This window comes from Synechococcus sp. W55.1, from assembly GCF_047461655.1.
Taxonomy (GTDB): Bacteria; Cyanobacteriota; Cyanobacteriia; order Thermostichales; family Thermostichaceae; genus Thermostichus.
The window spans coordinates 33,496-57,413 of sequence record NZ_JANSHN010000023.1 but is presented as its reverse complement, the minus strand read 5'-3'; the positions used below and the strand labels follow the sequence as shown (position 1 = coordinate 57,413).

The window sequence follows — 23,918 nt, the reverse complement described above, 5'->3', positions numbered from 1 at the left end:
GAAGGTGTCCGTGCGACTTGCATGTGTTAAGCATACCGCCAGCGTTCATCCTGAGCCAGGATCAAACTCTCCGTGTCAATTCAAGAGCTTGTCTCTGGAAAAATGGAAACTTGACAGGGTTGAATATGCAGCCACCAGCCGACTCAGGGAGCCTGCTGTGCTGCTTGGCGATGGTTGACTGAACGAGTTACTTGTCAAGGTTCTGGGGCGCCGGGGCTGGGTGGCCTTGTGGCGCTTTACTACCCTATCCCCACCCCCACCACCCCGTCAAGATATCTAACCCAAAATTTTTTGAAGCCAGAAGGGATCCGGATCCACCGTTAGACTGTTGAAGTGAGCTCAGATTGGGTTAGACGGGTCTATGGGGATTGTGATTGGGGCTGTTGCTCCTGACTTTAGCTTGCCTGCGGTGGGGAAAGGGATCCAAAAGGGAGCCCAGATTTCACTGGCGGCCTACCGGGGCAAGAGCAAGGTGTTGCTGGCCTTTTACCCGGCGGATTTTTCCCCGGTATGCACGAGCGAGATGCGTTGCTTTCGGGAGGATTGGGAAGCTTTCCGGGCCGCGGGCTGCGAGATCTTGGGGATCAGCAGCGATCCCCTCTCCAGGCACCAAGCCTTTGCCGAGCAGCTTAAGCTGGAGTTTCCTTTGCTGAGCGATGTGGACAGAACCGTGAGCCAGCAGTACGGGGTGGACAGCCTGCTGGGGACGCGGCGGGCCTATTTTTTGGTGGATAGCCAAGGGATCCTACGCTACCAGCATGTGGAGTGGCTGCCCTTGTTCAAGCGAGACAACCGGGAGCTGCTGGAGGCCGTGAGGGCGATTAGCTAAACGGGGGATCCTCTGGGGTGGGCCAGAGAACCCGTTGCGGCTGTCCGGTGTCCGGCAGGGAGAGGGGAGTGTGGCCAAGGGGCTCCAGAAGCCAGCTACGCTGGGGCGGGCTCCAGTTGCCCTGGCGGGCCTCGATCTCCAGAATGAGCTGGCCATTTTGCTGTCGCAAGCGGAAGAGGGTGGTGGCCCAGGCTCCTGCTCGATGGGCGAGGGTTTCCCCGTCGTCTTCGTAGAGGGTGAAGCTGCCGTTGCCGGGGTAGAGTTTGAGGTGCGGTTGGTCACGGCGCAGGTGGGCGGTGGACGGGCAGGGGGGAGCTAAAGGCAGAACGGAGCCACCCCGCACAAACAGCGGCAGTTGTTCGAGAGGGGCAGGGACGAGAATGTAGCGGGGGCCGGTGTGGGCCTGACCTGTCCACCAATCAAACCAAGTGCCCTGGGGTAGGTAAACAGCGCGGCACCGCACGCCAGGCCGAACCACAGGGGCAGCTAGGAGGGCGGATCCCAGCATGGCTTGATCTGAGATCTCGTAGGTTTGCGGATCGTCGGGAAACTCATAGAGAAGGGGGCGCAAGATGGGAGATCCGGTTTGGCTGGACTCCCAGAAAAGGCTGTAGAGGTAGGGTAGCAGTTGGTAGCGCAACTGGATGGCCTGCCGGCAGATGGTTTCCACTTCGAGGCCAAAGCTCCAGGGCTCGTGGGGGCGGGTGCCCAGGGCGCTGTGGCCGCGCATGAGGGGGTAAAGAATTCCCATTTGCATCCAACGGGCAAACAGCTCGGGAGTGGCATTGCCACCGAAGCCGCCGATGTCCGCGCCGACAAAGCTAACTCCCGACAGGCCCAGGTTTAGGAGCATGGGCAGGGACATCTCCAGGTGTTCCCAGGAGGATTGGTTGTCGCCTGTCCAGACGGCAGCCCAGCGCTGGATCCCAGCAAAGCCGGAGCGAGTCAGCACGAAGGGGCGCCGGTTGGGGTTGAGCTGTTCCAAGCCTTCACGGGAAGCGCGTGTCATCAGCAGGCCGTACAGGTTGTGAACTTCGGCGTGGGTGGTGGGTTCGTCGGGTGGGCCTTGGGGGGCATCGAGGGGGATATCGACGATCTGGCCGCCGTCTCCAAAGGGGCGGTCGTTGAGGGCCGGCTCGTTCATGTCGTTCCAGATGCCATCCACACCGGCTTGGGTGAGAACCCGTTGCCAGGATCCCCACCACTGCCGCACTCCGGGGCGCAAGAAGTCGGGGAAGAGGACTTTGCCTGGCCAAACGTAGCCATGGAAGAGGTGGCCGTCGGCGCGGCGGATAAAGAAATCCTGGGCCAAGCCCTCGTCGAAGACGGCGTAGTCGGCTTCGGGCTCGAACTTGACGCCGGGATCCACAATGGCTACCACCCGGAAGCCAGCCTCGTGGAGTTGGGCCATGAGCCGGGCCGGTTCGGGGAAGCGGCGGGGATCCCAGGTGAAGACGCGGTAGCCGCGCATGTAGTCGATATCCAAGTAAATGACGTCGCAGGGGATCTGCCGCTGGCGAAATTGCTGCGCAACGGTTTGAACCTGGGCGGCGCTGGCGTAGCTCCAGCGGCACTGTTGGTAGCCCAAGGCCCAGAGGGGAGGAAGGGGAGGCCGCCCAGTGAGTTGGGTGTAGGTCTCGAGCACCAAGGCCGGGGTGGGGCCGTAGATCAGGTAGTAATCCAGCTCGGGGGCGCGCACCTCGATGGCCCACTGCTCGGGATCGATCTGGCCCAGGTCGAACTGGCTCCAGTGGGTGCAGTGCAGGAAGAGCCCGTAGCAGAGGTTGGGGCGAAGAAACAGGGCGAAGGGAATGGCCTGGTAGAGATTGTCGCTGTGGGCGTCGTAGTTCCAGCAGTCGCGAGTCCAGTGGCTGTAGCGCCGACCCCGTTTGTTGAGTAGCCCCGCCCGTTCCCCTAGGCCATAGATGTGCTCGGCAGGGTGGAGGTGTTTGACCAGGCGGATGCTATCGGATCCCCAGGTAAGCCCAGAGGAGACATCGGCGCAAAACTCTTGCCCTTGAGAGTCTTGAAAACTGAACCGGAGGGGATCCCGATCGATCTGAACTTGCACCTGGGAGGTGGACAGGTGGATTTGGGTGGAGCTTTCCTGCAGTTCAAAGGGAGCCGGCGGCCACTCTTCATCGGCTGGAGCCACATCCCAGGAACGACGGGGCAAAAACGCTCCGCTGGGGCTAAAGCGCAGCCGAAACAGACGAGGGGTGAGCACCTGCATAGACCAGCGGCCCTGGGCACAGATGAGGTGGATTCCTCTGGAGTGGGGCTGGAGCTGCTGCAGGGATCCGCAGGTTGGCCTTTGGGGCGGGCGGGCGGGGGATTGGCCGTTCGCGCCCGCGGGATCGAGTCCCAAGATCTCGCCAGGTTCCAGCATGCTTTGGAGACAGATTGCTGCTCTCAAGGCTAGCCTATGGCCGGGAGGGGACAGGGGGTTGCCCACTCTGGTCCGCAGTGGGTTTTACCCTCATCGGTACCCATCTCCAGAAGAGCAGCGGTAATAATCGACTAGCTCAGACCCCAGAATCCATCGCGAAAACGAGGCGGCAATGGCCATGAGGATCCCGGCGAGCAAACTTCTCTCCGCGCTACTGCTTTTGGGAGGGTTGTCCGCCCCCCCTGCCGTGGTGGCCTATCCGGTCAGCCCTGAAACGGTGATGGCCCTGCAACGGGGGGAGCATGCCCAAGCCCTACCCAGAGCCAGAACAGAGCAGCGTTTTCGGGTCGTGACTCTGGCAACCGGGCTGGAGCATCCCTGGGGGATGGCCTTTCTGCCAGATGGGACAATCGTGGTAACCGAACGACCAGGCCGGCTGCGCCGAGTTACCCCCCAGGGATTGGATCCCCAGCCAATAGCCGGTGTGCCCGAGGTGTTTGCCCAGGGGCAGGGGGGCCTGCTGGACATCGCCTTGCACCCCAACCATGCAGAGAACGGCTGGATTTATCTGTCTTATGCAGCGCCTGGGCCCGGTGGGGGAGGCACGCGGGTGGCGCGAGCCCGTCTGGGGGAAGGGGGCCTACAGGATCTGGAAGTGATTTTTGATATGGAGCGCAAAACCCCTGCCCGGCAGCACTTTGGCTCCCGTTTGGTCTTTGACGAAGAAGGATTCCTCTACATCAGCACCGGAGACCGGGGAGAACGGGATCGAGCCCAAGATTTGGGGGATTCTGCCGGTAAAGTGTTGCGCATTACGGATGCGGGCGGGATCCCGGCGGACAACCCATTTGTCGGCCAAGCAGGGGCTTTGCCGGAAACTTTTACCTATGGCCACCGCAACATTCAGGGAATGGCCCGCCACCCTGAAACAGGGGCAATTTGGTCCCATGAACATGGGCCGCAGGGTGGGGACGAGATCAACATCTTGGCCCCCGGCGTCAACTACGGCTGGCCCCTAATCACCCACGGTCGAGAATATACGGGAGAACCCGTCGGCCAAGGACTGGCGGCAGCTCCCGGCTTGGCTTCCCCTCTGCTGCACTGGACGCCCTCTATCGCTCCTTCTGGCATGACTTTCTACACGGGAGAGGCTTTCCCAGAATGGCGGGGCAACCTGTTTGTGGGGGCGCTGGCCGGGCAACACTTGGCCCGTCTGGTACTGGATGGAGAGCGCGTGGTGGCAGAAGAGCGTCTCTTAGAGGGGGCGGTGGGCCGCATTCGCGATGTGCGGCAGGGGCCGGATGGACTCCTTTACCTGTTGACGGACGCCCCGAATGGATCCCTGCTGCGCCTGGAGCCAGCACCCTGAAGGCATCGGCTTAGGAGATGACGGAAACTATCCTGCTCCCGCTGGGCAGCTTTTTGGCGGGACAGGGACTTTCCCCAGAGTAGGGCCTGGGAACTCAAAAGCTGAGGCTCTCCCAGGAGACGTTAATGTCTTCCAAAAGCAGCGACTTGTTGTAAATCTGCAGGATGATCAACAGGAAGACGGCAAATAGGGCCATGAAGACCGCCATCAGGGGCGTGGTGCCCCAGCCGGGAGCCACTTTGCCGTATTCCGAGTTGAGGGGACGCAGCAGATCGCCCAGTCTGGTACGAATGGCCATAGGTTCTCGCAGTAAGTTAGGAACAGAACACATTGATGAAGTCGAAGATGACCAACCCGGGCGGTGGATCCTTGGTGCTCGGCACCGCCCAGACAGCCACCCCATTAAAATCACGCTATCAGAATCTGGCCAACCCCTTTTGCCTTGAGCAATGAATTGTAAACTTGTGTAATACTGTAGTCGAACGCTCTCAGGATCTGAGGACTCAGACTTAGATATGGAACCCACCTTTTCCCTAATTGTGGCGATTGCGGCAGTCACCATCTGCATCACCGCGTTTGCCATCTACACGGCCTTTGGCCCCCCTTCCAAGGACTTGCAGGATCCCTACGAGATGCACGAGGATTAAAGCTTGTCGTTGGGATATCTGGGTAAATGTCTGCTCGGTTGACCCCCCGTCTCTCCTTTCACAAGTACCAGGGTTTGGGGAACGATTTTATCCTGGTGGACAACCGCCGGCAGTCTCAGCCCTGCTTGAGCCCGGAAGAGGCCGTCGCCCTTTGCAATCGCCGCTTTGGGGTAGGAGCCGATGGGGTTATCTTCCTGCTGCCAGGGCAGGAGGGGGCGGACTTTAGCATGCGCCTCTTCAACAGCGATGGTTCCGAGGCGGAGATGTGCGGCAATGGGATCCGCTGTTTGGCCCGCTTTCTGCAGGACTTGGGGATCCCAGGTCGGGATGGCGCCTACCAGATCCACACCTTGGCGGGGCGAATCGTGCCGCAGGTGCGGGCAGATGGGCTGGTCACAGTGGACATGGGGATCCCTCGCCTTTTGGCCAAGCAGATCCCCACCACCTTGGTCGAACCGGATGAGAAGGTCATTCGGCAGCCGCTTGCAGTGGCCGGGCGAGAGTGGCGGGTGACGGCGGTGAGCATGGGCAACCCCCATTGTGTGGTCTTCCTGGAAGAAGAGGGATCCCTGGAGGAGCTGGACTTGGCAGCTGTGGGCCCCCTGTTTGAGCATCATCCGGCCTTTCCTGAGCGCACCAACACCGAATTTGTGCAGGTGCTCAGCCCGACTCGTCTGCGCCTACGGGTTTGGGAGCGGGGAGCAGGGGCAACGCTGGCTTGTGGGACGGGTGCCTGTGCTGTTTTGGTGGCTGCTGTTTTGGAGGAGCGCGCAGAATCGCAAGCTACAGTAGAACTGCCGGGAGGAAATCTGGAAATTCGCTGGGATCCGAGCACACAGCATGTGTGGATGACCGGCCCTGCCCTGCACGTCTTCAGCGGCACCACTGCCGGTTGAGAACTAGGCTCCCAGACCCAACAGGAGGATGGCCAGGAGGCCGAGGATCCCATAGGCAACGCTCCAGCCCTGCCGCCAGATCAGCGCCACTGCCAGGCCCAATAAGACCAAGCCCAAGCCCAGGCCAAGGCGCAGGAACAGGGGGTGAACCCATCGGTTGAGGAATCGTTTGAGCCAAGGGAACACCACCCCTAAGACGAAAGCCACAGCAACTGGGATCCAATCTGCCTGATCCCACTCCCCCAACAGGTAAAGGCCGCCCAGACAGATGCCCAAGCAGAAAAACAGCACCCGCATGCCGGGATAGTCTTGTCGATAGTTGAAAGCAAGGCTTCGGAGCTCCTTGGGGTGGGCCAAGACCAATGGCTCTACGGCAAAACTTTCGCTCCACTCCGGCGCTTCTTCAGTTTGTCCGCGGCACCAAAGGTAAACGTTGACCTTGCGCAACCCTTGCAGCAGAGAGGCTTCCACCGCACTGCGCACCACCTCCATCACCTGCAGGGTATCCACCACATCGCCCGGCAGCCGTTCCAGCAGCACGTTGAGAACAGGCCCCTTCAGCTCGGCTCGGCCAAACAGCCGCAAGTTGGCAAGCTTGTAATCGAGGATTTGGTTCAAGATTTTGAGCTGGCGGCGCATGGGATCCCGCGAACAGAGAGCCGTCGTTCGACCGGTTGACTCAAAGCTTCAACATGACCGGTATGACCAGTCTAACGGTTGGGCCAGAGCGGCAGAAAAGAGACGTTCCCGGTGTGAAAAGGAGGTGGGACTATCCGATGAGGGTGCGAATGCACCGGCGAATGCTGAGGTTGGATCGCTCCAAGTCGGCAAATCCGCTCAGAAGAGTTCCCTGGCCGTCCAAAAGCAGCAAAGCGGCCTGTTGGCGAAAATTGATCCCAGGCAAGGTTGCAGCGGCTATTTCTTGCAGCTTCTGGATGGTTTCTCCCTCAAAATCGACAGAGACGTACACAAATGGAGAAACCAAACGAGGATCCGTCGGCACGCTCTCTCGGATGACCTGCAAAACCAAATTTCGCACCAACAGCAGCCCCCTACCATCTACCAGCACAATCTGTCGCAGTCGGGGGTTTCGCCCGAACTCCAGGGCCAAACTTTTGGAGAGGGCTTCCGATTGCGAGCGGGTTTGGCTGTTGGTCAGGATCAGCGCTTGAATGCCGTCGTACCGACTTAAGTCAAGCTGCCCTCCGAAAACGCTCTCCACTTTGAAAGCCAGAGATTCATCACGGTTACCATTGCTGGGGCAGTTGCCGGCTTGAACGGGATCGAACGCGCCCGCCAAAAGCAGGACAAGGGTGACAAACCCCGAAGCGACAAGTCTCTTTGGCAAGCAAAGCCAGCAGCGGTTAGCCGGGGCACAGCAGCAGGACAGCACTCGGTTCATGGCGGGGAGTTCTGGAGCGGGCCGGCCAAATCTTAACCGATCTTCATCTTTGGCGTTCCAAAATGACCTCTCGGCTTCTCATCCCCATTGGGTTGGTGCCCATAATGGAAGGCAGTTTCTGGTTTGCTGGCCATGACTCACGCCTCTTTGCTGGATGCCCTCAACCCTTCTCAGCGCCAAGCGGTGCAACATTTTTGTGGCCCGTTGCTGGTGGTTGCCGGGGCAGGTTCCGGCAAGACACGCGCCCTCACCCACCGCATTGCCTACCTGGTTCGCCACTATCGGGTGGATCCAGGAGAAATTTTGGCCGTGACCTTCACCAACAAGGCCGCCCGTGAGATGAAAGAGCGCATTGAGCAGCTCTTTGCCGAGCAAGAAGCTCAAGAACAATTTGGGATCCCGCTGGAGCAATTGGAGCCAGCCCAAGTCACCCGGCTGAAATCCAGCGTTTACCATCGGCTGATTAAACCCCTTTGGATCGGCACTTTCCACAGCTTATTTGCCCAGATCCTGCGCATAGATATTGAAAAATATCAGGATCCCAAGGGGCGAAAGTGGACTCGCAACTTCTCGATTTTCGATGAATCAGATGCCCAATCCCTGGTGAAGGAGATTGTAACCAAGCAACTGAACTTAGATGAGCGCAAGTTTGACCCAAGGTCGGTACGCTACGCCATTAGCAATGCCAAAAACCAAGGCTGGACTCCTGCCGACCTGGAGCGCAATCAACCCAACTTCCGTGGCCGTACCATTGCCCAAGTTTACGAAATCTATGAAGACCAACTGGCAGCCAACAACGCACTGGACTTTGATAACTTGATTTGGATACCGGTGCAGCTTTTTCGACAAAATGAGCAGGTGTTGGCTTACTGGCACCAACGATTTCGACATATTTTGGTAGACGAATACCAAGACACCAACCGTACCCAGTATGAGCTGATCCGTCTGCTGGCCACCAACGGCGAGACCCGCAGATCTCAGTTGGATTGGAGGAACCGATCGATCTTTGTGGTGGGAGACGCCGATCAAAGCATCTATCGGTTTCGCGGGGCAGATTTTACCATCTTGCTGGAGTTTCAAGAGACCTTTGGCGATGGTCTTCCGGACGATGATACCCGCACCCTGATCAAGCTGGAGGAGAACTATCGCTCTACAGCTACCATTCTGCAGGCGGCCAACGCCCTCATCGAGAAAAATACAGAGCGCATTGATAAAGTTCTCAGGCCAACCCGTCAGCAAGGAAGTCCGATTTTCCTTCATCAGGCGGATGACGAGATTGCAGAGGCTGAGTTTGTTGTCAATACCATCCGGCGGTTACACAGCCAAAATGCCAATGCTTTCTCCTGGGGAGATTTTGCCATTCTCTACCGCACCAACGCTCAATCCCGTCCTTTTGAAGAGGTTTTGCTGCGGTGGGGGATCCCTTACACGGTGGTAGGCGGACTGCGATTTTACGACCGCAAAGAAATTAAGGATGTCCTGGCCTATTTGCGGGTTGTGGCCAACCCTGCCGACTCCTTTAGCCTGCTGCGAATTATTAACGTGCCGCGCCGTGGCATCGGCAAATCTACTCTGGACAAGCTGACCGAAGCGGCGGCGGCTCTCAACGTGCCTTTGTGGGAAATTCTCAGCGATGAAACCTCTGTAAGTAGCTTGGCGGGCCGTTCGGCTAAGCCTGTCATTCAGTTTGCTCAGTTGATTCAGCATTGGCATCGACAGGCTTCTCAGACTTCAGCCGCCACCCTTATCGAAGGGTTGCTAAGGGATTCCGGCTATTTGGAGGATCTCAAGGCACAGGGTACAGACGAAGCCGAAGAAAGAGCGGCCAACGTGATGGAACTTTACAATGCCGCCCGCCAATTCGAGGAAGAACAGGAGGATCCCAGCCTTGAGGCTTTTTTGAGCAATGTGTCTTTGGCTTCCGACTTGGACAACCTTCAGGAAGGCGCTGAGAAAGTTTCGCTAATGACGTTGCACTCTTCCAAAGGTTTGGAGTTTCCTGTTGTGTTCTTGGTGGGGGTGGAACAGGGTCTATTTCCCAATTTCCGGGCTTTGGAGGATCCCGCTGCTTTGGAAGAAGAGCGACGCCTTTGCTACGTGGGCATTACCCGTGCCCGTGAGCAGTTGTATATCAGCCACGCCAGGGAAAGGATGCTCTACGGCAACCGAGAACCGGCCATTCCTTCCGTATTTTTAAGTGAGCTACCTCAAGAGTTGATCGAGTCCGACAGGCGCGGAGCCCCTTCTCGACAGCTTTCCCACGGCAGTGGGCTGCCCCTTGCAACGGCACACAAGGCCAAGCCCAATCCCGGCCAAGGCCGTTCAGAACAGTGGGCGATTGGCGATCGCTTGCAACATCCCCAATTTGGACAAGGCCAGATTACCCATGTGTTCGGCAGCGGTGAACGGGTCACGATTGCGGTGAGGTTTCCCGGTATTGGGCAACAGAAAATCCTGGATCCCCGTATTGCTCCCATTCAAAAGCTCAGCTAAGCGGCTGAACTCGGAAGGAACCCAGTGATGAAGAGAGATAAGGGGAAGTGGTGTAGAAGTCTGTAGCTCATTCGAGATTGCCTTTGCAGGAACCTCTTGTGCTGGTGAAAGGCTCTCTGGAGAATGGGTTGGCAGGGATCCCTTTTATCGTGTAGAACTGTGAAGGTCTGCCAGAGTAAAGCCCCTGAAAGGTTCACGAGTTCACCGTCTGGGTTTGAACCATTTCGCTAGGTGGGCAGTCCAAACCGACAAGTCGTTCTCTTGTGCCTGTGAGCCGGGTTTACTCTCCCCAATGGCAGCTTCCTCACGCCTGCACACTCAGCCTAGTGCTGTTTTTGGGTGTTCCTAGCTCTGTCGTCTATGCCCAGATGTTTTGGGCCCAGCGTCCAGCAGGGATGGGAGCACCGCGTCCTGTCTCGGTAGATGTGACCAGAGCCCAGGTGGGATCCCTGGGGGCCGACTTGCGTTACACCGGCACTACCCAGCCCCTGCGGCAAGCCACGCTGCGAACCCGTACCGAAGGATTGCTCTTGGAGTTATCGGTGGAGGTCGGGGATCCCGTCCAAGAGGGGCAACTGCTGGGCCAACTGGATCCCACGCTGCTGCAGGCTGCTCTTCTCCAGGCCCAGGCCCAACTGGCAGCGCAAGAATCTCAGGTGGCACAGGCACAAGCGCAGCTCAGCAATGCCCGCACCCAAGTGGAGCAGGCCCGTCTGAATCTTCTACAACAGGAAGCCGATGCCGAGCGCCTAGGACGGTTGGCACAGGAGGGAGCTGTTTCTGCCCAGCAGGCGGAGCAAGCTCGTACTGCGGCCCGCACCGCCGCCCAGGCTTTGCGCTCTGCGGAAGACCAGGTTCGCGTCCAAGAACAAGCCGTGATCGCCGCCCAACGCCAGGTGGAAGCGCAGAGATCTTTGGTGGCTCAGGCCCAAGAGCGCCTTTCCTACACACAGTTGCGAGCACCCCTAAGTGGGGTGGTGCTCTCCCGGCAGGCGGATCCGGGCAGCTTTTTGAACTCAGGGGCAGATGTACTGACGGTGGCCGATTTCAGCCAGGTGAGGGTGGAGTTTCCCCTCTCCGAGTTGGAGTTGTCGCGCGTACAGGTGGGCCAAGCCGTTCGGGTGGAATTGGACGCTTTTCCCGGCCAGAGCTTCGCCGGACAAATTGTCCGCATTTCCCCGGCTGCGGATCCCCAGGCCCGTCTGATCCCGGTTGAAGTGGTGATCGCCAATCCCAACGGACGCATTGGCAGTGGGCTGCTGGCGCGGGTGGCATTGACGGGGCCGGCGGCTCAACGGGTGATCGTTCCCGCAACAGCGATTCAGCAGAATGGGCCGGGTTCTGCTACGGTCTTTGTGGTGGAGCGGCAGGGAGAAGTAACGCGGGTGTTGGCCCGCCCGGTGCAATTGGGAGAACAGCGGGATGGACGGGTGGAAATTGTGTCGGGATTGGAGGCTGGCGAACCGTTTGTGGTGCGCAGCTCTGCTCCTCTCCAAGATGGGCAGGAAGTGCAGTTGAGTGTCATCTCCGAACGATTTTGATCTGAATACTCTGGATAGCAAGTTTCTGAATAGCAAGTTTGAATAGCAAGGAAGCCAAACCCATGACCCCAGCCAACAGTGGACTCAGCCTCAGCGGCCTGGCCATCCGCCGCCACATCGGCACCCTGATGCTGGCCTTGGCAGTGATCGTCATGGGCCTCTATTTCCTCACCCGCCTGCCGGTGGACTTGCTGCCCTCGATTGTCTATCCCCGTATTGGCGTGCGGGTGGAGCTGGCGGGAGTAACCCCAGAGGTGGCCGTTGAGGAGATCACCCGCCCTTTGGAAGACTCTCTTTCCACAGTGGAAGGGGTGGAACAGCTCTATTCCACCACCCGCGAAGGGCAGGTTCGGGTGGATCTCTTCTTTGCGCCAGGGGGGAACATCGACCAAGCCCTGAACGACACCACGGCAGCGGTGAACCGGGCCAGAGGGCGGCTGCCGGATGGGGTTTCGGCTCCCACGGTGTTCAAGTTTGACCCCTCCCAGTTGCCTGTTTACGAGTTTGCCCTGAGCGCGCCTGGGCTGACGGGCGTGGAGCTGCGCCGCTTTGCTGAAGCAGAGTTGGCCCGCGAGCTGGGAGTGGTGCCGGGGGTGGCTACGGTGGATGTGGCCGGGGGCACCCTTGAAGAGGTGCAGGTGGATCTGGACTTGGAGCGGCTGCAGGCCCTGGGGCTGGGCCTAGCGGATGTGCTCGGCCAACTGCAAGCCCGCAACCAGGATCTTGCCGGTGGTCGGATCCGCGGCGAGCTGTTGGAGCCTTTGACGCGCACAATGGGCCGGTTCCGCAGCCTAGAAGACATTCAAGCGTTGCGCTTCAACACCCCCAGCGGAGGAACGGTGCACCTGCGCGATTTTGCCACAGTGGCTGTTCGCCCTGCCGCCGAAGGGGTGCGGGTAACCTTGAATGGAAAGCCGGCGGTGCGCCTGAGCATTCAAAAGCAGCCCGATGCCAATACCATCCGCGTGGTGGACGGGATCCGTCGCCGCCTGGAGCAACTGCGGGCCGCTGGCCTCATCCCGCCGGAGGTGACCCTGATCCCCACCGGCGACGAGTCCCGCTTCATCCGCAGCTCGATTCAAAGTGTGGCTCTTGCCGGCGTGAGTGGGGGGGTGCTGGCCGGGCTGGCGGTGCTGCTGTTTTTGGGATCCCTGCGCCAGACCCTGATCGTGGTGGCGGCCATTCCTCTGGCCACCCTGATGGCGGTGTTGCTGATGGGCCTGTTCGGCCTTTCCATCAACATCATCAGCCTGGGGGGCCTGGCCCTGGGGGTGGGGATCGTGGTGGACAACGCCATCGTGATGTTGGAAGCCATCGCTAAAGGAACAGAAGGGATCCCGCGGCAGGATGCCCGTTGGTTTGGGCAGCGGGTGCTCGAGCAGGCGGAGCGCAGCAGCCGCCAGTTGGAATCGGCCCTGGTGGCCTCAACGGCCACCAACTTGGTGTCGGTGTTGCCCTTTTTGCTGGTGGGAGGGTTTGTTTCGCTGATTTTCAACGAGCTGATTTTGACCATCAGCTTTGCTGTGGCCGGATCCCTGGTGGTGGGCCTGACGGTGGTGCCCATGCTCACCTCACGCCTGTTGACGATTCGCCGCAGCAGTGGATTGGGGCAGTGGGGCCCGATCCGCAGCTTTGCGCGGGCGATGCTGGGCGGCACCTACGCCTACCAACGGTTGCTGAGCCGTCTGTTAGAACGACCTGCCTTGCCGATCTTGCTGGCATTTCTTCTCCTGGGCGGAGGGAGCTACTGGATGGCCGGGCAACTGAACCAGGAGCTGCTGCCCCGCATCAGCACCGGGCAGGTGAACCTGTCTGCCAACTTTGCCCCCGGCACCACCCTAGATACCAACCACCGCATTATGCAGGAGGTGGATCGCCTTCTGCTGCAACAGCCTGAGGTGGAGTATGTGTTCACCACCGCAGGCGGATCTGCCTTCGGGGGCAGCACCTTTGAAAACCCCCTGCGGGGCACCAGCACCATCACCCTTAAGCCCGGCACAGCAGTGCGGCCCTTTGTGGATCGGATGAATGAGCTGGTCAGCCAACTCAACCTGGTGGGATCCCGCATCCGCCTGTCTCCGGGCAGTGTACGCGGCCTTTCCGCCCGTAACTCTGCCATCAATGCCGAAGTGGATGTGGTGCTTCAAGGGGAAGGCACCCAGGCGCTTCAAGAGGCCAGCCGCACAGTGTTGCGGGCCTTGGACGAACAGGCCACCCTCTCCACCTTCCGCCCCGAGGCGGATGACAGCCAACCGGAACTCCAGATTTGGCCCGATTGGGAGCGGGCCGCCCCCTTGCGCCTCAGCCTTCAGGACATAGGCCGGGTGGTACAGACGGCAGTGCAGGGATCCGTGCCCGCCCAACTGCAGCAGGGAGACCGCCTCCTGGATGTGCGGGTTCGCCCGGCCACGTCCATCACCCAGCCTTCGCAACTGGAGCGCCTGCCCTTGGTTGTGCAGAATGGGCAGCCCCTGCGCTTGGGGGATGTGGCCAGGTTGCAGATGGGGGAGGCCCCTGGGGAAATTCGCCGTCTCAACCAACGGCAGGTGGTCATTTTGAACGGCAGTCTTAGGGCCGGGGCCAGCCAAAGTGCCGCCATCGCCGAGCTGGATGGGATCTTATCCGGCTTGGAGTTGCCCCCCGGCGTGACCCGCCTGCCCAGCGTGGCTTTGGAAAACAACCGGGAGCTGCGCAATAACCTGCTGCTGCTGGGATCCCTGGCAGCTTTTTTGGTGTTTGTGGTGATGGCGGTGCAGTATAACTCCCTCCTCGACCCGCTGGTGATCATGCTGACGGTGCCCTTGGCTCTCTCCGGCGGGATCCTGGGCTTGTTCCTCACCCGCACGGCTGTGGGCGCTACGGTGCTGGTGGGGGCGGTGCTGCTGGTGGGCATTGTGGTCAACAACGCCATTTTGATGGTGGAGTTGGCCAACCAAATCCGGGAGGAACAGGGCTTGGATTACCGCAGTGCCATGCTAGAGGCTGCCCCGCAGCGGCTGCGCCCGATCCTGATGACCGCCGTGACGACGGTGCTGGGCCTGTTTCCCTTGGCCCTGGGCTGGGGAGAGGGATCCGAACTGCTACAGCCGCTGGGGGTTGTGGTCTTTTCCGGCCTTTCCCTGGCGACGCTGCTGACGTTGTTGGTGATCCCTTGCTTTTATGTGCTGCTGCATGGCGGGGAAAGCAAAACCTCAACTCCCTCTTTTCCCCAGCTAGCGGTTGCCCCACCCCCAGCCTTGTCCGAGACTTCCGGTCAGTAGCTGTGGTTGGCGTTGCTGATGGATTGGCGTTGTTGATCTCGGTTAGCTGACCTTGGGGTTAGGCTTAGGCACCAGTTTCAGCCCAGAAGGTTGGGGCTGTGCGTCCTCGGCTCTGTCCGGTACCAGGCGCAGGGGCGGGCCAAAGCGGCCAACCGCTATGGTGTTGTGCAAAGCCGGGATCTGGCGGATGGATCCCTGGCGTAGGCAGCGGTGCAAACGGCGCAGCAGAAACAGGTCGGCTTCGGAGCACTCCTCTCGGAATAGCCTCACGTTGAGTTCGTGTTCCTGAGCAGCAGTGAGCAGACCGGTCATCATGGCGGTTTGAATGATCTGCTGCACGGTCACGGTCGTCGCTTCATCCATAGGTTTATGCGGTTGGATTGAGACCTTTTGCTGCTCTTATTCTCGATAAATCCCCCTGATATTTACTCCGCCAAATAGCGGATTCGATATGCGCGCTTTGTCATCTTTCCCAATGTTCAGGAAATAGGGCTTTCCAGGTATCCATTGACTTTCTGATCCATCCAGATCCTATTCAGGCGAAAAGCTTGAAATCCTTGCTTCACAAGCCTTTCCAATCGAAGTGGGAGTAGAGCCAACAATTGGATACGTAGGGATCCCATCCTCACCGCAGTACAAAATTAGACTCAACAATGAGTTGATTGAACTGGCCAAAGCGGTGCTGATCCCATGATTTTCCGGGCTGTTGTTTGAGTCTGTGAACAGATATCTGTGGCAATACGGAACTGAGAAGCAATGTTCGTCACCGACAAATGGCGTAGGGTTGCTCGGCTTTTTGTCTGTACCTTGTCGGCAACGCAGGCATAGAGGATGAGCACCAGCTTTGTGTTAGTGTGGGGGCATTCTGTAGTGGCGATTGGCCGTGTCGGAAACTCCACAAACAGTCGGCTGTGCTGCCCCTCTGGGCTGCTGTGGCTGCGGCTGTCTGGGCCTACTGGCGGTGCTGGGCTTGGGGCTGGCGGGGGCAGGGATCCTAGTCTGGAATGGGATCCGTGCCTCAGGAGCCTATCGCACCTACCAATTGGCGGTGGAGCAGCTCAAACAAAATGCTGTGGTGGTGGAACGTCTGGGGGAACCCTTGAGGCCGGGATGGCCCTCGCGGCTGCGTTTTCAGGAAAATGAGGAAGCGGGCTGGGTGTGTCTGTCTTTTTTGATTACAGGGGCCCAGCGCACCGGCGATGTGGTTGTGGAATCGGAGCGGGGCATGGCGGGCTCGGCATGGCAGTTGCGCCATCTGCAGGTGAAAGTTGACGGGGATCCGCAGGCCATTCCGGTCATTGAGGGGGGATCCCGCTGTGAAGAGGAAGAGCCGGATAGAGAAGCCCTGCCCCTGCAGCCAGAGGGCGACATCTAGGTAGCCGAATAGGCTCAGCCGCGGGTAGAGTCAAAAGGACTCCGTCCCGCTGACGCGAACGGTTGTGGCCTTGGATCCCTATGCGGTCGCTCCCTTACCTGCGCTTGCTGCTGTTGTTGGCGCTGTTGGCCTCGTTCACCGGCCTGATCGTTTGGCTAATCCAATCGTTTCTCGATCTGTACTACGCCACCCGTTACCACCCGATTTTGGGGGGGCTGTTGATCGGGGTGCTGCTGCTGCTGCTGCTGGTGTTTTTGGCCGCTGCCATCTACTACTTGTTTCTGTTTCGCCAACCCGCCCCCAGCAGGAGGGAAATTACCCAACCCCTTGCCTTGCCGGAGACGGCCTTGGACAAGCGGAAAGCGGCGCAACAGAACTTGGCCCAACTGGAGGCGCAGATGGCGCAAATCCAGGATCAGGTGGCGCGGGCAGCGCTGGCAGAACGGTCGGCCCTACTGGCCAAACAATTGGCCCAGCCCCAACTGAAGGTGGTGGTCTTCGGCACCGGGTCGGCGGGCAAGACTTCTCTGGTGAACGCGCTGCTGGGGCGGCGGGCGGGGGCGGTGGGGGCCACTCTGGGCACCACCCAGGCGGTAGCTTGTTACGATTGGAACTTGCCCGGGATCCCGCAGCCGGTGCAGATCGTGGATTGCCCCGGCATTTTGGAGATCGGCCCGGCAGGGGTGATGCGGGAACAGGAGGCGCAAGCCCAAGCCCAAGCTGCCGATCTGCTCCTAGTGGTGGTGGATGGGGATCTGCGCCAGTCGGAGGTAGATCCCTTGCGCCGGTTGATCGCCCTGGGCAAACGGGCCTTGCTGATCCTGAACAAAGCAGATCGCTACACCTCAGAAGAACGGCAGATCCTCTTGCAACGCCTGCGGGAGCGGGTTCATCCCCTGATCCCACCTCAGGATGTGTTGATGGCTGCCGCTGCTCCAGCCCCTGTACGGGTGGGATCCCAAACCTGGCGACCGGAGCCGGATGTGGCCGCCGTGCGGGATCGCGTGCAGGCAGTGCTCTATGCCGAAGGTGGATCCCTGGCCTTGGACAATGCTCTGCTGCAATCGCAACAGTTGGGGGAAGAGGCCAAGCGGATTCTCCAAGCCCAACTGCGCCGCCAAGCCGAGGAAGTGATCGATCGCTTTCAGTGGATTGTTACAGGGGTGGTATTTGCCAACCCCATCCCGGCGGTGGATCTGCTGGCCATTGCCGCCATCAACGCCCAGATGGTGGTGGAACTGGGATCCCTTTACGGCTGCAAGATGGATCTGCAGCAGGGGCGGGAGCTGGCCTTGTCTCTGGCCAAAACCTTAGCCGGCTTGGGCTTGGTGGAAGGAGCGATCCAACTGACCACGGGGATCTTGGCCACCGTTGCCGAGGTAAGCGTCGTCGGTTTTCTGGCGACAGCCCCCATTCAGGCGGCCAGCGCCGGCTATCTCACCCGCATTGCCGGCAAGAGCTTCATTGAGTACTTCCAGCACAACCAAAGCTGGGGCGAAGGGGGGATGCAGGCGGTGGTTAAGGCCCAGGTGCAAAATACCCAAAAATCCGGTTGGCTCAAAGAGTTTGTCCGCGAGGCTTCTCGGCGCATTTTCCGAAATGGAATGAGCAAAGACTAAAGGGCCAGCCCAAGGGATCCCTAGCAGCCACTCACGGCAATATCGGTCGGCATAAAGGCCAGCTCCATTTGCGCCACATAATCGGCGTAGCTCAGTGCCGGCACGGTATCCCACTCCGCCAAGCCGTGCATGCACTTTGACCATTGGATGAAGGCGGCAGGATAGATGTAGGCCAAGCTGGGATCCTGCAAAACCTCTTTGGGCAGCGGAGGAGCGGACTTGAGCACCGCCAACAGAGCCGGGGGCTTGGGGAGAATCCCGCGCGTGGCCTCGATCTGCTCTGGGGAAACCCTAAACTTGGCGGCGATAAACGAGATCACTTTGGAAATGGCCATCACCCAACACCAACCTCGCCTATAAAAGTAGATTGCCCCGAAGCCGAAGGGCTGACTTCAGGGATCCCACGGAGACCGGAAAAACATGGGCAAGGATGGCCGTAGGCGGCTCTGGGATCCCCTTGCTTGGAGCCGCTGCTCCTCGTTATCCTAGTAAAGCTGAAAAATCTGGGGAAACAGGTGAGCCGTGGCTAAAAAGAGCATGATCGAGCGGGAGAAGAAGCGCCAACGCTTGGTCGAGAAGTATCGGGAGAAGCGCCAACAACTGAAAGCGGCCATGGCCGATCCCAACATCGACCAGGCCACCCGCATGGAGCTGCACGCCCAACTGCAAAAACTCCCTCGGGCCAGCTCGCCCACACGCCTGCGCAACCGCTGCTGGAAAACCGGGCGTCCCCGGGGTTACTTCCGCGATTTCGGCCTGTGCCGCAACAGCCTGCGGGAAATGGCCCACCGAGGCTTACTGCCAGGCGTAGTTAAGTCTAGCTGGTAGCTACCCGACCTTCGCCGCTTGGTTGAACGGCCAAAACATCCTTTTGAGAGATCCTGAGTGGGCCTGCAACCTTTCCAGCTCTGCGACGAAGATCTCACCCCTGCAATGGCAAAGGCCCTGGCCGGGGAACCCCACTTGGCCGTGGATACGGAGACGATGGGGTTGATCCCGCAGCGGGACAGGCTCTGCGTGGTGCAAATCGCCAACCCTGCCGGCGAGGTGGTGTTGTTGCGGTTGAGCCGTGGAGTAAAGCAGGCCCCCCTTCTGGCGGGGCTGCTGACGGATCCCAACATTGAAAAGATTTTCCACTACGCCCGCTTTGACCTGGCGATGCTGCGCTATCACCTGGGGATCCGGGCGTGGCCCGTCTTTTGCACCAAAATTGCCAGCAAACTGGCCCGCACCTACACCAGCAAGCATGGCCTCAAGGATGTGGTGAGCGAGCTGTGCGGGGTCGAACTCAACAAAACTGCCCAAAGCTCCGATTGGGGAGCCGTCCACGCGCTATCCGCCGAACAACTGGAGTATGCCGCCAACGATGTTCGCTATTTGATCCCGGTGCGCCACAAGTTGGCGGAGATGTTACGGCGGGAAGAACGCTGGGAGTTGGCGCAGCAGTGTTTCCAACATTTGCCTACTTTGGTAGAGCTGGATCTGTTGGGCTTCAGTAACGTCTTCGAACATCAGTAGGCGGGGCTTTACTTGATAGACAGTCACTGTCTTCGATGACCGGGCCCTCGGGGATCCCACATCTCCTGAAGCGGAAAATGGGGGGACCTCACCGGCCCACAAAGTATCTGGCAACACAGCTGGCTGCCCCTCTCTCTGATGTAGTGGGGATGGGGTTGGCCATACCAATCGAGATAAACCGGCCTGCAACCCTCATTGCTCCGGCCATCATCTGTCCAGATCAAGGGGAGTAACCCTCACTTGGGCCACTGTGAAAACCATTGGAGCTGAGTTGATGTTGGAGTCGCAAAGGGTGGTTCAAAGTGGGTCATCTTCCCCCAGCATCCCAGGCAAGCCTGTTCTGGAGTTTTGCCACGTCTCGCTGCAGTACCCCGGCAAGGGATCCCCGGTCACGATCATCCGCGACCTCAGCTTTTCCGTGGAGCACTCGGAGTTTGTTTCCATCGTGGGGCCGAGCGGCTGTGGCAAAACCTCGCTGCTGAAGATGGTCTCCGGCCTGAACACCAACTACAGCGGCACCCTCTACTTCCAGTCGCAGCCCATCACCGGCCCCCTGAAGAGTGTGGGCATGGCTTTCCAAAACCCGGTGCTGCTACCCTGGCGCACGACCTTACAGAACGTGTTGCTGCCGTTGGAGGTGGTGGAGCCTTACAAGCGTACCTTCAAGCAAAACCTGGCCCAGCATGAAAAGTCGGCGCTGGAGCTGCTGGCCACCGTGGGCTTGGAGGGTTTTCAGAAAGCCTATCCTTGGCAGCTTTCCGGGGGAATGCGGCAGCGGGCTTCCTTGTGCCGCGCTTTGATCCATCAGCCGGAGCTGCTGCTGTTGGACGAACCTTTTGCTGCTCTGGATGCCTTTACCCGCGAGGATATGTGGGAAATGTTGCAACGGCTGTGGATGCGCACCGGCTGCACTGCTATTCTGATCACCCACGACTTGCGGGAAGCAGTTTTCCTCTCCGATACCATTTATGTGATGGGGCCACGACCGAGCGAGATCATCTTTTCCCTCAAAGTGGATCTGCCCCGTCCACGCCCGCTGGAGATCTGCCTGACGGACGAGTTTCACCACTTGGTCTCGGAAGTGCGCAAGCACATTCGGCGCAGCTATTAGGCTAAACAGCCATTGGCCTAGTCAAGCCTGGATAGACTACTGCCCAACTCTGCCGAGGGATCCCGATGAAAAAATCATTTGACCGATTTTTGCAGACCAAAGCGGCTTCTGTTGTTTTACCTGCTGCCACCATCGTTTTGACCATTGTGCTCTGGCAGGTGGGGGTGGGGCTGTTCAATGTTCCTCGCTTCATTCTGCCGGCGCCCACCGAGATCCTGGCAGCCATGAACCAATGGAGCCCGGTGATTATGCGCCACTCCCTAACCACCCTCACTTCGACGCTGCTGGCCTTTGTGCTGGCTTTGGTGGGGGGGATAGTGCTTGGAGCGATCATCGGCAGCTCTCGCCTGGCCCATCTGTGTTTGTACCCGCTGCTGGTGGGGTTTAACACCATCCCAAAGGTGGCTTTGGTGCCACTGCTGGCGATTTGGTTTGGCTTGGGCACGATCCCGGCGGTGATCACGGCCTTTTTGCTGGCTTTTTTCCCCATTGCGGTCAATGTGGCGGTGGGGCTGGAGACGGTGGAAGCCGAAATGCGGGATGTGCTGCGCTCGTTGGGGGCCAGCTCTTGGGAGATCTTCACCAAGGTGGGGCTACCCCACAGCATGCCCTACCTGTTTGCCTCGTTGAAGGTGGCCATCTCCTTTGCTTTTGTCGGCTCGGTGATCTCGGAGACGGTGGCTTCTAACCAGGGGCTGGGCTACCTGATCGTGTCGGCCAGCTCTTCTTTTGATGTGCCTTTGGCCTTTGCGGGTTTGGTTGCCCTCGGCATTATGGGCATTTTGCTCTACACCTTTTTTGCGGCTTTGGAGCGCTATGTCCTGTCCTGGCGACAGTAGCATCTGCTCCAGGGGATCCCACCGATGCCTGAACAAGCTAGCCCAAATCTGGAAAAGTGGCCCGCACTGCCGGGTGGACGATCTTTCCTGCCCTGATGTTGAGCCCTTTGGCCAAGGCCGAGTCTTGTTCCAAAGCAGCGGGCAAGCCGAGATTGGCCAGCTTGAGGATGTAGGGGAGTGTGGCGTTGACCAGCGCTTGGGTCGAAGTCCAGGGAACGGCTCCGGGCATGTTGGGAACGCCGTAGTGTAGCACCCCGTAGGCTTCGTAAACCGGCTGGGCATGGGTGGTAACCCGTGTGGTAGCAATGCACCCCCCCTGATCCACCGCCACATCCACAATGAGGGAGCGAGGACGCATTTGGGCCACCAACTCTTCTCCCACCAAGACCGGCGCCCGCCTTCCCGGCACCAACACTGCCCCCACCAGCAGGTCGGCCTCGCGAACACACTCTTCCACGCTTTGGGCCGTGCTGTAGAGCAGCTCCACACGGGATCCAAAGAGCAGCTCCAGCTCGTTCAGCCGCTGCAGGTTGATGTCCAAAATCTGCACCCGCGCCCCCAAGCCTACGGCCATTTTGGCCGCCTCGGTGCCCACCGTGCCTCCGCCCAAGATCACCACCCGTCCCGGCGATACCCCTGGGATCCCACCCAGCAACACGCCTCGCCCCCCCTGTTGTCGGGTGAGGTAATGGGCGCCAAACTGCACCGAGAGCCGCCCGGCAATCATGCTCATGGGCATCAACAAGGGCAGGGATCCATCTGCCAATTCCACCGTTTCATAGGCAAGGCAGGTGGCCCCCGATTGCAACAGCGCCTGGGTCAGCTCGCGGCTGGCGGCCAAGTGCAAATAGGTAAACAGGATGAGGTCGGGATGGAGCAGAGGATACTCAGCCGGCAGGGGCTCCTTGACCTTCACCACCAACTGCTGCTGGTAGATCTCCTCAGGGGTGGCGGCCAGTTTGGCCCCCGCTTTTTGGTAGTCCTCATCCGTGAAGCCCGCCCCCTGGCCTGCTTGGGTTTCCACCCACACCTGATGCCCCTGTTCGGTTAAGGCCCGCACCGCCGCCGGTGTCAGCCCGACACGGAACTCTTGCTCTTTGATCTCTTTGGGCACGCCAATTCGCATAGGGATCCCCGCAGGGCTGCTTTCCAGTCTAGACAGACTCTCTCCCCGATGGGATCCCTGGCCTGAGCAGGAGAGCGAAAATTGTAAAGTTTTGTGCGCGATCTGTCGGGGCAAGCAATCGCCAGGCTAATTTTGTTAGCTCAAGATTTCAAGGGCAAACCTAGATCTCTTGCCATGATTGGCACGAAAACAAGACATAACAGCCTCAGAAAGCCCAATTTTCTTGCTTGCGCTTATCCCCAAGAGCAATGTTAATATCTATGTCACGAAGTCTCCGTACTCCCTCGCGAACGCACCTTGAAAACTGCATGGATTCAAGCTTTTCCGGGGGTAGGGTTGATCCCTACCTTTTCCCCGCAAGGGGACGGAAACGCCACTGCCCACGCTGGTGGGTATTTCAAATAGCAGGTTGATCCCTACCTTTTCCCCGCAAGGGGACGGAAACTTACTGGAGATGTCGAGAAGATCAGCGATAGAGCCAAATGTTGATCCCTACCTTTTCCCCGCAAGGGGACGGAAACATTACTAACCATTTATCAAGGCAGGGCACAGCGATGATATATCGCGTTGATCCCTACCTTTTCCCCGCAAGGGGACGGAAACACGTGTGTGCGTCTACGTCCTGTGTGTACCCTACTACCCCAGTTGATCCCTACCTTTTCCCCGCAAGGGGACGGAAACCTCCGTAGTTATCCCACGAACCGTACAGCGTAATGTACAGTTGATCCCTACCTTTTCCCCGCAAGGGGACGGAAACTCTGCCCTGGGACACGCGGCAAGAGTTGTGGGGTGAAGTTGATCCCTACCTTTTCCCCGCAAGGGGACGGAAACGATTTGGACTTAACGTCCAACGAATCGTAGTCGATTCCGAAGTTGATCCCTACCTTTTCCCCGCAAGGGGACGGAAACACACTGCCACCGCTCCGAAAGACTTATGCAACGCTGAACAGTTGATCCCTACCTTTTCCCCGCAAGGGGACGGAAACCCTTCCCTGCTCCTCGGGGAGTAGACCATCTCATTCTCGTTGATCCCTACCTTTTCCCCGCAAGGGGACGGAAACTACCATGAGAGAGGCAGAGATCTTCGTCGCTCAACCAGTTGATCCCTACCTTTTCCCCGCAAGGGGACGGAAACATGCCATCAAAGCCGTAGGACCGCATACGATTAAGCGTTGATCCCTACCTTTTCCCCGCAAGGGGACGGAAACCTGGGCCTCAGTCCGCAGAGTCTGTTCGAGCTCTTTGGGTTGATCCCTACCTTTTCCCCGCAAGGGGACGGAAACTGTTGGTGCACCTGGGTGAGGGGGTTAGACTAGATTGTTGATCCCTACCTTTTCCCCGCAAGGGGACGGAAACTAGAAGCTGCCGGTGTCGGACATGGGGCCCATATTCGTTGATCCCTACCTTTTCCCCGCAAGGGGACGGAAACGAAGTATAGTTCGTCAGATCCGACGGGATCTGGATACCACAGGTTGATCCCTACCTTTTCCCCGCAAGGGGACGG

Annotated in this window: 20 protein-coding genes, 1 rRNA gene and 1 CRISPR repeat array; of the genes, 13 read left to right on the top strand and 8 right to left on the bottom strand. The window is 59.1% G+C overall.

The window, feature by feature from the left end:
* Positions 1–77: ribosomal RNA gene (locus NW816_RS11415) — 16S ribosomal RNA — on the bottom strand; the annotation flags it as partial.
* A 284-nt stretch (positions 78–361) separates the two neighbouring features.
* On the opposite strand from NW816_RS11415, the gene NW816_RS11410 reads away from it, so the two are divergent.
* Positions 362–829, top strand: a complete 468-nt coding sequence (locus NW816_RS11410; protein ID WP_011432999.1) for a peroxiredoxin family protein — start codon at positions 362–364, stop codon at positions 827–829.
* On the opposite strand, the gene NW816_RS11405 is transcribed toward NW816_RS11410, so the two are convergent.
* Entirely contained in the window at positions 822–3,218 is a 2,397-nt protein-coding gene (locus tag NW816_RS11405; RefSeq protein ID WP_414409230.1) for a glycoside hydrolase family 31 protein, read from the bottom strand. The genes NW816_RS11410 and NW816_RS11405 overlap by 8 nt on opposite strands.
* Before the next feature lie 229 nt (positions 3,219–3,447).
* Here NW816_RS11405 and NW816_RS11400 point away from each other — a divergent pair, with 229 nt between their 5' ends.
* Positions 3,448–4,587, top strand: coding sequence for a PQQ-dependent sugar dehydrogenase (locus tag NW816_RS11400; protein ID WP_414409229.1), 1,140 nt, complete (start codon positions 3,448–3,450; stop codon positions 4,585–4,587).
* 94 nt (positions 4,588–4,681) lie between these two features.
* Here NW816_RS11400 and psbH read toward each other — a convergent pair whose 3' ends face one another.
* Positions 4,682–4,885, bottom strand: a complete 204-nt coding sequence (psbH, locus tag NW816_RS11395) for a photosystem II reaction center phosphoprotein PsbH (protein WP_011432996.1) — start codon at positions 4,883–4,885, stop codon at positions 4,682–4,684.
* Positions 4,886–5,102: 217 nt separating this feature from the next.
* On the opposite strand from psbH, the gene psbN reads away from it, so the two are divergent.
* Complete coding sequence (gene psbN / locus NW816_RS11390) at positions 5,103–5,234, top strand: photosystem II reaction center protein PsbN (RefSeq protein WP_011432995.1); 132 nt, start codon at positions 5,103–5,105, stop codon at positions 5,232–5,234.
* Positions 5,235–5,260: 26 nt separating this feature from the next.
* Positions 5,261–6,130: a diaminopimelate epimerase gene (dapF, locus tag NW816_RS11385; protein ID WP_414409228.1), complete on the top strand. Its 870-nt coding sequence runs from the start codon at positions 5,261–5,263 to the stop codon at positions 6,128–6,130.
* A 3-nt stretch (positions 6,131–6,133) separates the two neighbouring features.
* On the opposite strand, the gene NW816_RS11380 is transcribed toward dapF, so the two are convergent.
* Positions 6,134–6,769 (bottom strand): hypothetical protein, encoded by a 636-nt coding sequence (locus NW816_RS11380; protein WP_414409227.1) that lies wholly within the window; start codon positions 6,767–6,769, stop codon positions 6,134–6,136.
* A gap of 130 nt (positions 6,770–6,899) precedes the next feature.
* Entirely contained in the window at positions 6,900–7,478 is a 579-nt protein-coding gene (locus NW816_RS11375; RefSeq protein WP_414375247.1) for a hypothetical protein, read from the bottom strand.
* 186 nt (positions 7,479–7,664) lie between these two features.
* Here NW816_RS11375 and pcrA point away from each other — a divergent pair, with 186 nt between their 5' ends.
* The 3 genes from pcrA to NW816_RS11360 all read left to right on the top strand — a co-directional run bounded on the left by pcrA (position 7,665) and on the right by NW816_RS11360 (position 14,826).
* Entirely contained in the window at positions 7,665–10,025 is a 2,361-nt protein-coding gene (pcrA, locus tag NW816_RS11370) for a DNA helicase PcrA (RefSeq protein ID WP_414409226.1), read from the top strand.
* 269 nt (positions 10,026–10,294) lie between these two features.
* On the top strand, positions 10,295–11,566 hold the full coding sequence (locus NW816_RS11365; protein WP_414375249.1) for an efflux RND transporter periplasmic adaptor subunit: 1,272 nt from the start codon (positions 10,295–10,297) through the stop codon (positions 11,564–11,566).
* A gap of 62 nt (positions 11,567–11,628) precedes the next feature.
* Positions 11,629–14,826 carry an efflux RND transporter permease subunit gene (locus tag NW816_RS11360; protein WP_414356047.1) on the top strand — a complete coding sequence of 1,066 codons (3,198 nt, stop codon included), beginning with the start codon at positions 11,629–11,631 and terminating at the stop codon, positions 14,824–14,826.
* Positions 14,827–14,868: 42 nt separating this feature from the next.
* Here the strand turns inward: NW816_RS11360 and NW816_RS11355 are convergent, their stop codons facing one another.
* Positions 14,869–15,189, bottom strand: a complete 321-nt coding sequence (locus tag NW816_RS11355; protein ID WP_414409225.1) for a hypothetical protein — start codon at positions 15,187–15,189, stop codon at positions 14,869–14,871.
* A gap of 520 nt (positions 15,190–15,709) precedes the next feature.
* Between NW816_RS11355 and NW816_RS11350 the strand changes: the two genes are divergently transcribed.
* Together NW816_RS11350 and NW816_RS11345 are read left to right on the top strand one after the other, a co-directional pair.
* Positions 15,710–16,201: a cytochrome c oxidase assembly factor Coa1 family protein gene (locus NW816_RS11350; protein ID WP_414409224.1), complete on the top strand. Its 492-nt coding sequence runs from the start codon at positions 15,710–15,712 to the stop codon at positions 16,199–16,201.
* Between the two features lie 80 nt (positions 16,202–16,281).
* The gene (locus NW816_RS11345; protein WP_414356051.1) at positions 16,282–17,820 is read left to right on the top strand and encodes a YcjF family protein; all 1,539 of its coding nucleotides are present in this window, start codon (positions 16,282–16,284) and stop codon (positions 17,818–17,820) included.
* 20 nt (positions 17,821–17,840) lie between these two features.
* On the opposite strand, the gene NW816_RS11340 is transcribed toward NW816_RS11345, so the two are convergent.
* On the bottom strand, positions 17,841–18,155 hold the full coding sequence (locus tag NW816_RS11340) for a hypothetical protein (protein ID WP_414356053.1): 315 nt from the start codon (positions 18,153–18,155) through the stop codon (positions 17,841–17,843).
* 187 nt (positions 18,156–18,342) lie between these two features.
* Between NW816_RS11340 and rpsN the strand changes: the two genes are divergently transcribed.
* The 4 genes from rpsN to NW816_RS11320 all read left to right on the top strand — a co-directional run bounded on the left by rpsN (position 18,343) and on the right by NW816_RS11320 (position 21,288).
* A complete protein-coding gene (gene rpsN, locus NW816_RS11335) occupies positions 18,343–18,648 on the top strand; it encodes a 30S ribosomal protein S14 (RefSeq protein ID WP_011432985.1) in 306 nt (101 codons plus the stop codon).
* Positions 18,649–18,705: 57 nt separating this feature from the next.
* Positions 18,706–19,338, top strand: coding sequence for a ribonuclease D (locus tag NW816_RS11330; protein ID WP_414409223.1), 633 nt, complete (start codon positions 18,706–18,708; stop codon positions 19,336–19,338).
* Positions 19,339–19,612: 274 nt separating this feature from the next.
* The gene (locus NW816_RS11325; RefSeq protein WP_414409222.1) at positions 19,613–20,449 is read left to right on the top strand and encodes an ABC transporter ATP-binding protein; all 837 of its coding nucleotides are present in this window, start codon (positions 19,613–19,615) and stop codon (positions 20,447–20,449) included.
* 65 nt (positions 20,450–20,514) lie between these two features.
* Positions 20,515–21,288: an ABC transporter permease gene (locus NW816_RS11320; RefSeq protein WP_414409221.1), complete on the top strand. Its 774-nt coding sequence runs from the start codon at positions 20,515–20,517 to the stop codon at positions 21,286–21,288.
* A 37-nt stretch (positions 21,289–21,325) separates the two neighbouring features.
* On the opposite strand, the gene ald is transcribed toward NW816_RS11320, so the two are convergent.
* Positions 21,326–22,414: an alanine dehydrogenase gene (ald, locus tag NW816_RS11315; RefSeq protein WP_414409220.1), complete on the bottom strand. Its 1,089-nt coding sequence runs from the start codon at positions 22,412–22,414 to the stop codon at positions 21,326–21,328.
* Between the two features lie 335 nt (positions 22,415–22,749).
* A CRISPR array of direct repeats spans positions 22,750–23,843; the repeat unit is 37 nt; unit sequence GTTGATCCCTACCTTTTCCCCGCAAGGGGACGGAAAC.
* Between the last annotated feature and the right edge of the window lie 75 nt (positions 23,844–23,918).